Genomic DNA, 11,632 nt, shown 5'->3' on the forward strand with positions numbered 1-11,632 from the left:
GCTTGCGCCTCCGGGCGACCGGACCGGGCAAGGCGCCACCGGCGCCTCGCCTCTTCGGTCCGGGGGAAGGCTCCGCGGGCCGCGCGGGGCGCGGCCATCTTCCAGTTTCGGCAGAGAGTTTGAAATCGGGTTCAACGTGCACCCGGCGTCGCCATCCGGTCCGGCGGAAGGCCCGCCCTCAGCCGCGAATCACCGCCAGCATGCGCTCCACGTTCGCGGGGGCGGCGTCGGGGGTGATGCCGTGGCCGAGGTTGAAGACATGGGGGCCGCCGGAGAAGGCCGCGACGCAGGCGCGCGTCGCCTCGTCGAGCGCGGGGCCGCCGGCCACCAAGAGCAGGGGGTCGAGGTTGCCCTGCACGCAGAGCCTGGGCTGGATCTCGGCCGCCGCCCAGGCCGGATCCACCGCGGCGTCGAGCGCGCAGCAATCCACGCCCGTGGCGGCGGCGAAGGCGGCATAGCCGCCGCCTGCGCCGCGGGGAAAGCCGATGACCGGCACGGATGGATGCGCCGCGCGGATCGCCGCGACGATGCGCCGCGCCGGCTCGATGCAGTAGCGCCCGAAGAGCGGGCCGGGCAGGGCGCCGGCCCAGCTGTCGAAGAGCTTGACGGCCTCGGCCCCGGCCTCGATCTGGCGCAAGAGATAGCGGATCGTGGCGTCGGTGATGCGCTCGATCAGCGCATCGAAGGTGGCCGGGTCGCGGTAGAGCAGCATGCGCGCCGGCGCCTGGTCGGGCGTGCCCCGGCCGGCGATCATATAGGTCGCCACCGTCCAGGGCGCGCCGGCGAAGCCGATCAGCGCGGTCTCGGGCGGGAGCTCGGCGACGACCCGCGCGACGGTCTCGTAGACCGGGCCGAGCCTCTCGTGAATGGCATCGGCTGGCTTCAGCCGGGCGAGGTCTCCCGCGCCGGTCACGGTGGAGAGCCGCGGGCCCTCGCCCTCGGCGAAGCGGAGCTCGGCGCCGAGCGCCTGGGGCACCAGCAGGATGTCGGCAAAGAGGATCGCGGCGTCGAAGCCGTAGCGCCGGATCGGCTGCAGCGTGACTTCCGCGGCGAGCTCGGGGCGGTAGCAGAGATCGAGGAAGCTGCCCGCCTGCGCCCGCACCGCGCGGTATTCCGGCAGGTAGCGCCCGGCCTGGCGCATCAGCCAGACAGGCGGGACGGGAAGGCGCTCGCCGGCCAGCGCGCGGAGCATGGGTTTCTTCGGGCGCAGGGTCACGGGGGCGGCGATCCGGTTGCGGAGAGGGCCGGGCGACCTTACAGACATAGCCCGGAATGAAAAGGGATGCCCGGCGCCCGTGACACGCGAATTGCCCGACCCCGACCGGCCGCTCAGGATCGGCACCCGCGGCTCGCCGCTGGCGCTGGCCCAGGCACGCGAGACGCGCGACCGGCTGATGGCGGCGCATGGCCTGCCCGAGGCGGCCTTCGCGATCGTGCCGATCAAGACCACCGGCGACCGGGTGCAGGACCGCCCCCTCGGCGAGATCGGCGGCAAGGGCCTCTTCACCATGGAGATCGAGGCGGCGCTGCTCGAGGGGACGATCGACATCGCGGTGCATTCCATGAAGGACATGCCGACCGCCCAGCCCGAGGGGCTCGCCCTCACCTGCTATCTGCCGCGCGAGGACGTGCGCGACGCCTTCGTCGCGCTCGGCGCGGCGGGGCTCGAGGATCTGCCGGCGGGGGCGGTCGTGGGCACTTCGAGCCTGCGGCGGCGGGCGCAGCTGCGCCATCGGCGGCCGGATCTGGCGGTTGTCGAGTTCCGCGGCAACGTGCAGACGCGCCTGCGCAAGCTCGAGGAGGGGGTGGCCCGGGCGACGTTCCTCGCCATGGCCGGGCTGCGGCGGCTGGGGCTCCACGCGGTGGCGCGCGCGCCGATCCCGCCGGAGGCGATGCTGCCGGCGATCGCCCAGGGCGCGATCGGCGTCGAGCAGCGTTCGGGCGACGATGCTGTCTCCGCGCTGCTCGCGGCCATCCACGACCCTCCCACCGCGCAGCGCCTGGCCGCGGAGCGGGCGTTCCTCGCCGCTCTGGACGGGTCCTGCCAGACGCCGATCGCGGGGCTGGCGGAGCTCGATGGCGGGCGGATCCGGCTGCGCGGCGAGATCCTCCGGCCCGACGGCTCGGAATGCCTCACCGCCGAGGCCTCCGGCGCGGTGGAGGATGCCGCGCGGCTCGGTGCCGCGATGGGCGCGGAGCTGCGAGGCCGGGCGGCGCCGGATTTCTTCGCCGCCTGAGCCCTCAGCCGGCGATCAGGCCATGCCGGAGCATCGGCAGGAGCCCGGCGGCCACCAGCCCGACGAGGATGCCGATCACGAAGCGCAACCCCGGCCGCCGCCAGAGCGGCGCGGCGAGGCCGAGCAGGCCGCAGATCAGCCCGTAATAGGCCAGCGTGATCGGGTCCACGGCATCTCCCCTGCGGTTCGGCGGCCGGTTTCCTGCATAGCGGACGGGCTGGGTGCTGTCATGCGCCGTCCGGGGGCAGCATCCGTCCTGGCCGCGCGCGGATTTGTCTGATGCGAAATCCGCGAGGGGAGGGCGGCGGCCCCAGGGGCCCGGTCCGGGGCAATCACTCGGCGACCGTATCACATGGAGTGTTGCCGCTGGGGGGCGCGCGGTGCAGAAACCCTTCATGGGAGACGTCACCATCACCTGCCCGGCCTGCGCGACCGAGATCCGGCTGACGGAATCGCTCGCCGCGCCCCTCCTGGCCGCGACGAGGCGGGACTACGAGGCGAAGCTCGCGGCGGAGCGGGCGGCCATCGCCGCGCGCGAGGAAGCGGTCCGGGCGAGCGAGGCGGGGCTGGCGCGGGAGGTCGAGGCGCGGGTCGCGGCGCTCGGCGCCGATCTGGCCGAGGCGGCGAAGCGCAGCGCGGCGGAATCCGCCGCGGCCGAGCTCGAGGGCCTCCGGGCGGTTCTCGCCGAGCGGGACGAGAAGCTGCGCGCGGCCCAGGCGGCGCAGGCGGAGATGCTGCGCAAGGCCCGGGCGCTGGAGGACCAGCAGCGCGAGCTGGAGCTGACGGTGGAGACGCGGGTCACCGAGGCGCTGGCCGGCGTGCGCGACAAGGCGCGGGCCGAGGGCGAGGCGGCCTTTCGCCTCAAGGTCGCCGAGAAGGAGGAGCAGATCGCCGGGATGCAGCGCCAGATCGAGGCGCTGAAGCAGAAGGCCGAGCAGGGCTCGCAGCAATTGCAGGGCGAGGTGCTGGAGCTGGAGCTCGAGAGCCTGCTGCGGAGCCGCTTCCCGCATGATGCCGTCGAGCCGGTGCCCAAGGGGGAGAGCGGTGCGGACGTGGTGCAGCGCGTGGTCTCGCCGGGCGGGCAGGGCTGCGGTGCGATCCTCTGGGAGAGCAAGCGCACCAAGGGCTGGAACGACGGCTGGCTCGCCAAGCTGCGCAACGACCAGCGCGGCTGCGGGGCGGAGGTGGCGATCCTGGTCAGCCAGGCGCTGCCGAAGGGGGTCGAGCGCTTCGGCCCGGTGGACGGGATCTGGGTCTCGGACTGGGCCTCGGCCTTTCCGCTGGCGGTGGCGCTGCGGCAGTCCTTGATCGAGCTCGCGGCGGCGCGGGCGATGCGCGAGGGCGAGGGCACGAAGATGGAGCTGGTCTACGATTATCTGACCGGGCCGCGCTTCCGGCACCGCGTCGAGGCGATCGTCGAGCGGTTCCGCGACATGTCCGAGGACCTGGCCCGCGAGCGCAAGGCGATGACCCGCCTCTGGGCCAAGCGCGAGATGCAGATCCAGGGGGTCGTCGAGGCGACCATGGGCATGTACGGCGACCTGCAGGGCATCGCCGGCAAGGCGCTGGGCGAGATCGAGGGATTCGACCTGCCGATGCTCGACGGGCCCGACGGCGAAGCCTAGACGATGGCCCGCGCGGCGTGTTTGATCAAAATCAAGGGATGCCGGCGCGGGAATCGCTAGGCTGAACGGGCAGGCCGATGGGATTCGCGCGATGCGGCGAGTCGGGGTTGCCACGGGCGGCGCGACGGTGTTGACTCTCGCGTCCGGGTAGGGGATCGGGCCAGCGCGGGTGCAGGGTCGGGAACGGATCACGCATCGTCACGGCCGCGACGGGGAATAGGGCGAAGGAACGATCGATGGATTTTGACGGGCTCTTTCGCCGGCAGCTTGATTCGCTCAGAAAGGAAGGCAATTACCGGGTCTTCGCGGAACTCGAGCGCTGCAGCGGCGCCTTTCCCAGAGCGAAGCGGTATCGCGGGCCCGACGATCCGACCGAGGTGACGGTCTGGTGTTCGAACGATTATCTCGGCATGGGCCAGAGCCCGGTGGTTCTCTCCGCCATGCACGAGGCGCTCGACCGCTGCGGCGCCGGGGCCGGCGGCACGCGCAACATCTCCGGCACCAATCACGAGCACGTGTTGCTGGAGCGCGAGCTCGCCGATCTGCACGGCAAGGAGGCGGCGCTCATCTTCACCTCCGGCTATGTCTCGAACTGGGCTTCGCTCGGCACGCTCGGCGCGCGGATCGAGGATTGCGTGATCCTGTCGGACGCCTTCAACCACGCCAGCATGATCGAGGGCATCCGCCACGCCCGCTGCGAGAAGCGCATCTGGCGGCACAACGACCCGGCCGATCTCGACCGCCATCTCGCGGCGCTCGATCCGGCACGGCCGAAGATCGTCGCCTTCGAGAGCGTCTATTCCATGGACGGCGACATCGCGCCCATCGAGGAGATCGTCGAGGTCGCGGAGAGGCACGGCGCGATGACCTATCTCGACGAGGTGCACGCGGTCGGCCTCTACGGGCCGCGCGGCGGCGGCGTCGCCGAGGAGCGCGGGCTGATGGACCGCATCACGCTGATCGAGGGCACGCTCGGCAAGGCCTTCGGGGTGATGGGCGGCTATATCACCGGCTCGGCGGCGCTGGTCGACTTCGTGCGCTCCTTCTCCAGCGGCTTCATCTTCACCACGGCGCTGCCGCCGGCGGTGGCGGCCGGGGCGCGGGCGAGCATCCGCCATCTCAAGGCCAGCGATGCCGAGCGCCTGCGCCAGCGCGCCACCGTGCGCAAGCTGCGGGCGCGGCTCGATGCGATGGGCATCCCGCATCTGCCCAACCCGAGCCATATCGTGCCGGTGATGGTCAAGGATCCGGTCAAGTGCAAGATGCTCTCGGACATCCTGCTCGACCAGTACGGAATCTACGTGCAGCCGATCAATTATCCCACCGTGCCCAAGGGCACGGAGCGGCTGCGCCTGACGCCCTCGCCGCTGCACAGCGAGGCCGATCTCGATCACCTGACCCGCGCGCTCGGCGCGCTCTGGAGCCAGTGCGCCCTGGCGCGCGCCGTCGCCTGACCAGAGGAGCGGGACGCCCGGCCTCCTGACAAGGCCGGTCACTCCGTCCGCTGCGCGTCTTCCGTCGAGTCCGCGGGCGCTGTTCCGGTGATCTCCGTCCGGCCGCTGCGCTCCAGCGCCGCCTCGACGCTCGAGGCGAAGCGCGCCAGCGGCGGGCGCACGCCGTGGGAGAGCAACTCGCGGCGCAGGGCCGGGCTGGTGCCGGTCACCCAGATCGCGATGCCGCGCCGGCGGGCCTTGCGCGCGAGCCCGGCGATCATGTTGGCGGCGGAGCTGTCGACCAGCGTCACCGCGGAGAAGTCGAGCACCAGCATGCGGTAGCCGTCGGAGATACGCTCCATCGCCGCGGCGACGGCGGAGACGGCGCCGAAGAAGATCGCGCCGCGGATGCGATAGATCAGCACCTCCGGATCCGAGGCCTCCGCCGGGACATAGGGGATCCGCGCCCCGCGGGCGGATTCCGCCGCCACGTCGACGGCGGTGGACATGCGGTGGATGAAGAGCATCGCCCCGAGCCCGAAGCCGACGACGATCGCCTCGGTCAGGTCGCGGAAGATGGTCAGGCCCAGCGTGACGAGCAGCACCGCCGCGTCGCCGCGCGAGGCCCTGAGCAGCGCCGCGAAGGCCGGCTTCTCGACCATGTCCCAGGCCACCAGCGTCAGCACCGCCGCCAGCGCGGCGAGCGGCACGTATCCCGCGAGCGGGGCCGCCACCAGCAGGAAGAGCAGCAGGAAGAGGGCATGGAGCATGCCCGAGACCGGGCCGTGCGCGCCGGCGCGCACATTGGTCGCGGTGCGCGCGATGGTGCCGGTGACGCAGAAGCCGCCGAAGAGCGCCGCGCCCATGTTGGCGATGCCCTGGCCGACCAGCTCGGTATTGGGCCGGTGCCGCCGTCCGGTCATGCCGTCGGCCACCACCGCCGAGAGCAGCGATTCGATCGCGCCGAGCAGGGTGAAGGCCACGGCGTTCGGCAGGACCGCGGCGATGGCGGCGAGCGAGAAATCCGGCAGGGCCGGCGCGGGCAATCCGCCTTCGAGCCCGCCGAAGGTGCTGCCGATCGTGGCGACCGGCAGGCCGAGCAGGGCGGCGAGGGCCGAGGCGGTCGCCACCACCACGAGCATGCGCGGCCAGTGCGGCCGGTAGCGCTTGAGCAGCACCAGCCCCGCGAGGCAGAGCGCCGACATGGCGGCGGTGGGCAGGCTGAGGCTCGGCAGCGCCTGCCAGAGCGCCGGCAGCTTCTCGAGCAGCGGGCCGGGTTCGGGCCCGGGGAGGCTGAGCCCGAGCAGCGGCTTGAGCTGGCTCGCGAAGATGATCGCGCCGATGCCGGCGGTGAAGCCGACGGTGACCGGGAAGGGGATGAACTTGACATAGGTGCCGAGCCGGAGCGCCCCGAGCGCCACCAGCATGATGCCCGAGAGGAAGGTGGCGAGCACGAGGCCGGCCACGCCGTGGCTCGCGACGGTCTCGGCCACCAGCACGATGAAGGCGCCGGCCGGCCCGCCGATCTGGAAGCGGCTGCCGCCGAGCGCCGAGACGAGGAAGCCGCCGACGATGGCGGTGGTCAGGCCCATGGCCGGGGTGACGCCCGAGGCGATGGCGATCGCCATCGAGAGCGGCAGCGCGACGATGGCGACGGTGAGTCCCGCCAGCGCATCGGCGCGCAGCTGCGCCGGTCCGTAGCCCTCGCGCAGGGTGGTGACGAGCTTGGGCACGAATTCCGGGGTCGGGGCGGGCAGGTCGGCGGCGTTGTGGGTCAGTATCGGGGCCATGGGCAGGGAAATGCCCCTACCTAAGCCCGATCGTGGCGCGCGGGCAAGGTTTGCCGCGCGCGGGGCGATGGCGCCCGAATGTTGCCCGCGGCCGGCTCCGGGGATAGGCTCGCGGAACGCATTGCGGGAGACGCCGATGCTGCGAAGGATCGTCCTGGCCGTGACCCTCGCCCTGGTGGCGCTGCCGCCGGGTGCCGGCGCGGTCGACGCGCGGCTGGCCCGCATGGCGACCGGCAGCCTCGCGGGCGCCTATTTCCCGGTCGGGGTGGCGCTCTGCCGGCTGGTCAACGAGACCCGCCGCACCCATGGCATCCGCTGCTCGGCGCAGCCCTCGGAGGGATCGGTCGCCAATATCGAGGCGCTGCGCGCCGGCGAGGTGGATTTCGCGATCGTGCAGTCGGACGTGCAGAGCGACGCGCTGCGTGGCGCCGGCGCCTTTTCCGGCGAGCCGGCCTTCGCGGCGCTTCGGGCGGTGATGGCGCTGCATCCCGAACCGCTCACTTTGGTGGCGCGGAAGGACGCCGGCATCGCGGGGATCGCGGATCTTTCCGGCAAGCGCATCGGCTACGGGCTTCCCGGATCCGGTGCCCGCGGGGTCTGGGACAGGCTCGCCGGGCAGATGGGATGGGACCAGCAGAGCTTCGCGGCGACGCTCGAGCTCGACCCGGACCGGCAGCCCGAGGCGCTCTGCGGCGGGAGCGTCGACGCCTTCGTCTTCACCGTGGGCCATCCGGCCCCGACCATCCACGAGGCGACCGCCGGCTGCGATGCGCTGCTGGTTCCGGTCACCGGACCGCGGATCTCGGCGCTGGTGGCGGCCAATCCGTTCTATTTCGAGACCGAGATCCCCGGCGGCCTCTATCGCGGCAATCCCGCCGCCGTGCCGACCTTCGGCGTCGGGGCGACGCTGGTGACGCGGGCGGACGTGGCGGAGGACGTGGTCGCAACGCTGGTCGAATCGGTCTTCGGCAATATCGGGACCCTGCGCGGGCTCGATCCGGTCCTCGCCGGGCTCGAGCCCGAGGCGATGGCGGCGACCGGCCTGACCGCGCCGCTGCATCCGGCCGCCGAGGCCCATTATCGCGCCAAGGGCTGGATCGAATAGCGCCGCGGGCAACCCCGGGGCGCGGAGTTACGGCTTGATGCGCGCGGCGATGCGGCGATGATGGCCGCGCGAAGGACAGGGAATCGGGGATGCCCGGGCCGGCAGGGCCCGGCAGCCAGGAGCCGGCGCAGCAGACGCCCAAGCCCGGCCGAATTCCCGCAGGGAGGAGGATCTGGCGATGTACCTGGGGATCGACATCGGCACGTCGTCGGTCAAGACCGTGCTCTTCGGCCGCGACCAGAAGCTGATCGGGCAGGCCAGCCGGCCGCTCGAGGTCACCCGCCCGCAGCCCGGATGGTCGGAACAGGATCCGGAAGCCTGGTGGGTGGCGGTCGAGGCGACCATCGACGCGCTGGCGGCCGAGCACGGGCTGGCCGGGCTGCGCGGCATCGGGCTTTCGGGGCAGATGCACGGGGCGGTCTGCCTCGACCATGACGACCGGGTGATGCGCCCGGCGATCCTCTGGAACGACGGCCGCGCCAGCGCGGAATGCGCCGAGATCGAGGCGGCCTTCCCCGACAGTCGCCGGGTCGCGGGCAATATCGCCATGCCGGGCTTCACCGCGCCGAAGCTCCAGTGGATCCGGCACCACGAGCCGCATGTCTTCGAGCATATCTGCACCGTGCTCCTGCCCAAGGATTACGTACGCTTCCGGCTGACGGGCCTGCATGTCTCGGAGATGTCGGACGCCTCCGGCACGCTCTGGCTCGACGTGGCGCGCCGCGACTGGTCGGACGACCTGCTGGCCGCCACCGGGCTCACGCGCTCGCAGATGCCAAGGCTGGTCGAGGGCAGCGCCGCCTCGGGCGAGCTGCGGGCGGAGCTCTGCCAGCGCTGGGGCGTCGGCGGCAAGGTGGTCGTCGCCGGCGGGGCGGGCGACAATGCCGCGGCGGCCTGCGGGGTGGGGGTGGTCACGCCGGGCTCGGCCTTCGTCTCGATCGGCACCTCGGGTGTGCTCTTCGTCTCCAATGCCGCCTTCTCGCCCAATACCGACGGCGCGGTGCATGCCTTCTGCCATGCGATCCCGGAGACCTGGCACCAGATGGGGGTGATCCTCTCGGCCTCCGACAGCCTGGAATGGCTGTCGCGGATCGCGGGGCGGCCGGCGGCGGAGCTCGCGGGGATGGTCCGCGCGGTCGCCGCGCCCTCGAAGGTGACCTTCCTGCCCTATCTCTCCGGCGAGCGCACGCCGCACAACGACGCGACCGCACGCGGTGCCTTCGTGGGCCTGAGCCAGTCCGACGGGCTCGCCGATCTGGTCCAGGCGGTGATGGAAGGGGTGGCCTATGCCTTCGCCGATTGCCAGATGGCGCTTGCCGGGGCCGGCACGGATTTCGAGAGCGCGCTGGCGGTGGGCGGCGGCGCGCGGTCGGAGACCTGGCTCGGGATCGTCGCGAGCGTTCTCGACCGGCCGCTGGCGCTCGCCGCCGACAGCGACGTGGGCGCGGCACTCGGGGCGGCACGGCTGGCAATCTGTGCCGCGGAGGGAGCGGAGCCGGCCGAGATCTGCGCCGCACCCGCCACGATCCGGGTCATCGAGCCCGACCCGGCCCTGGTCGCGCGCTATCGCGAGGGCCATGCGCGCTATCGGGCGCTCTATCCTGCACTCAGGGAGGGCCGGGCATGAGCGATTTCTTCGCCGGGATCGACAAGGTCCCGTTCAAGGGTCCGGAGAGCGACGATCCGCTCGCCTTCCGCTTCTACGAGCCGGACCGGTTGGTGCTCGGCAAGCGGATGGAGGACCATCTGCGCATGGCGGTCTGCTATTGGCACAGCTTCGCCTGGCCGGGCGGCGACCCTTTCGGCGGCCAGACGTTCCAGCGGCCCTGGTTCGGCGACACGATGGAGCATGCAAGGCTCAAGGCCGAGGTCGCCTTCGAGATGTTCGAGCGGCTCAGGGTGCCGTTCTTCACCTTCCACGACCGCGACATCGCGCCGGAGGGGGCGAGTCTGGCGGAATCGAACGCCAATGTGCGCGCGATCGCCGAGATCTTCGCCGAGAAGATGGCGGCGACGGGCGTCGGGCTGCTCTGGGGCACGGCGAACCTCTTCTCGAACCGCCGGTTCATGGCCGGGGCGGCGACCAATCCCGATCCGGAGGTCTTCGCCTATGCCGCGGCGCAGGTGAAATGCGCGCTCGACGTGACTCACGAACTCGGCGGCGCCAATTACGTGCTCTGGGGCGGGCGCGAGGGCTACGAGACGCTGCTCAACACCGACATGAAGCGCGAGCTCGAGCAGGCGGGGCGGTTCCTGTCGATGGTGGTGGAGTACAAGAACAGGATTGGCTTCCCGGGCACCATCCTGATCGAGCCGAAGCCCCAGGAGCCGACCAAGCATCAATACGACTACGACGTGGCGACGGTCTTCGGGTTCCTCCAGCGCTTCGGGCTCGAGGGCGAGGTGAAGGTCAATATCGAGACCGGGCACTCGGTGCTTGCCGGTCATTCCTTCGAGCACGAGATCGCAACGGCAGTCGCACTCGGGGTCTTCGGCAGCGTGGATGCCAACCGCAACGACTACCAATCCGGCTGGGACACCGACCAGTTCCCCAACAACGTTCCGGAGGTGGCGCTGGCGATCTACCACATCCTGAAGGGCGGCGGCTTCACCACCGGCGGCTTCAACTTCGACGCCAAGCTGCGGCGGCAGTCGCTCGACCCGGTCGACCTGATCGGCGCCCATGTGGGCGGTATGGACGTCTGCGCGCGCGGGCTCCTCGCGGCGGCGGCGATGATCGAGGACGGCGGGCTGGAAGCCGCGCTCGCAGAGCGCTATGCCGGCTGGGAGACGCCGGGGGCGCGGGCGATGCTCGAGAGCGATCTCGCCGCGATCGCGGAGCGCGTCGAGCGGGAACGGATCGATCCCGAGCCGCGTTCTGGTCGTCAGGAGCGACTGGAGAACTGGATCAACCGCTTCGTCTAGATGGCGCGCGCCGCCGCAACCGGAAAGGGAGCCATCGCATGGCTACGACATCGAAGACCGACAAGGACGCCGAGCCCGAGGCGGAGGCCGCTTCGAGCGCGCTCGGCACCGAGATCGCGGCGCTGCGCGCCGATCTGAGCGAGCTCGCGGCGCATGTGGCGCGCATCGCCAAGACGCGGGCGAGCGGGCTGAAATCCGTCGCCGACGCCAAGTCGGAGAATGCGCTGGCGACCGGCGAGGCGACTCTGCAGGAGATCGCCGGGGAGCTGCGCTCGCTCGAGGACGAGCTGGCGGATGCGACGCGGCGCCGGCCGCTGACCGCGATCGGGCTCGCGGCGCTGGCGGGGTATCTCTTCGGCATCCTCTCGCGGCGCTGAGGCGTGGCGCGGCTCTTCGCTTCGCTGGCCGGCGTGCTCGAGGCGCGGGTGCGGCAGGTGGCGCGGAGGGCGCGGCTTCGCGCGATCCTGATCGCCTGCATGGCCGTGACTGCGGTGCTGGCGGTTTTTTTCGCGCTCGG

At 71.9% G+C, this 11,632-nt stretch carries 10 protein-coding genes; 7 read left to right on the plus strand and 3 right to left on the minus strand.

The features are described from left to right. Positions 1-178: 178 nt before the first annotated feature. Entirely contained in the window at positions 179-1,210 is a 1,032-nt protein-coding gene (gene hemE, locus V7050_RS12420) for a uroporphyrinogen decarboxylase (RefSeq protein WP_324370011.1), read from the minus strand. A gap of 85 nt (positions 1,211-1,295) precedes the next feature. Between hemE and hemC the strand changes: the two genes are divergently transcribed. Further along, entirely contained in the window at positions 1,296-2,237 is a 942-nt protein-coding gene (gene hemC, locus V7050_RS12425; protein ID WP_324370008.1) for a hydroxymethylbilane synthase, read from the plus strand. A gap of 4 nt (positions 2,238-2,241) precedes the next feature. On the opposite strand, the gene V7050_RS12430 is transcribed toward hemC, so the two are convergent. Then, a complete protein-coding gene (locus V7050_RS12430) occupies positions 2,242-2,406 on the minus strand; it encodes a hypothetical protein (RefSeq protein WP_324370006.1) in 165 nt (54 codons plus the stop codon). Positions 2,407-2,617: 211 nt separating this feature from the next. Here V7050_RS12430 and V7050_RS12435 point away from each other — a divergent pair, with 211 nt between their 5' ends. Both V7050_RS12435 and hemA read left to right on the plus strand, forming a co-directional pair. Then, complete coding sequence (locus tag V7050_RS12435) at positions 2,618-3,862, plus strand: DUF2130 domain-containing protein (RefSeq protein WP_324370004.1); 1,245 nt, start codon at positions 2,618-2,620, stop codon at positions 3,860-3,862. Between the two features lie 236 nt (positions 3,863-4,098). Further along, entirely contained in the window at positions 4,099-5,316 is a 1,218-nt protein-coding gene (gene hemA / locus V7050_RS12440) for a 5-aminolevulinate synthase (protein ID WP_324374638.1), read from the plus strand. Between the two features lie 38 nt (positions 5,317-5,354). Here the strand turns inward: hemA and V7050_RS12445 are convergent, their stop codons facing one another. Beyond that, complete coding sequence (locus tag V7050_RS12445; protein WP_324365669.1) at positions 5,355-7,085, minus strand: SulP family inorganic anion transporter; 1,731 nt, start codon at positions 7,083-7,085, stop codon at positions 5,355-5,357. A gap of 136 nt (positions 7,086-7,221) precedes the next feature. Here V7050_RS12445 and V7050_RS12450 point away from each other — a divergent pair, with 136 nt between their 5' ends. From V7050_RS12450 to V7050_RS12465, 4 genes are all read left to right on the plus strand, one after another. Next, positions 7,222-8,190, plus strand: coding sequence for a TAXI family TRAP transporter solute-binding subunit (locus V7050_RS12450; RefSeq protein WP_324365672.1), 969 nt, complete (start codon positions 7,222-7,224; stop codon positions 8,188-8,190). 178 nt (positions 8,191-8,368) lie between these two features. Next, complete coding sequence (xylB, locus tag V7050_RS12455) at positions 8,369-9,817, plus strand: xylulokinase (protein WP_324365674.1); 1,449 nt, start codon at positions 8,369-8,371, stop codon at positions 9,815-9,817. Next, positions 9,814-11,115, plus strand: a complete 1,302-nt coding sequence (gene xylA / locus V7050_RS12460; RefSeq protein WP_324365676.1) for a xylose isomerase — start codon at positions 9,814-9,816, stop codon at positions 11,113-11,115. Before xylB ends, xylA begins: the two co-directional genes overlap by 4 nt. Before the next feature lie 38 nt (positions 11,116-11,153). Beyond that, the gene (locus V7050_RS12465) at positions 11,154-11,492 is read left to right on the plus strand and encodes a hypothetical protein (RefSeq protein WP_324365678.1); all 339 of its coding nucleotides are present in this window, start codon (positions 11,154-11,156) and stop codon (positions 11,490-11,492) included. Positions 11,493-11,632 lie beyond the last annotated feature (140 nt).

The sequence above is a fragment of the Amaricoccus sp. genome, from assembly GCF_036846665.1.
Taxonomy (GTDB): domain Bacteria; phylum Pseudomonadota; class Alphaproteobacteria; order Rhodobacterales; family Rhodobacteraceae; genus Amaricoccus.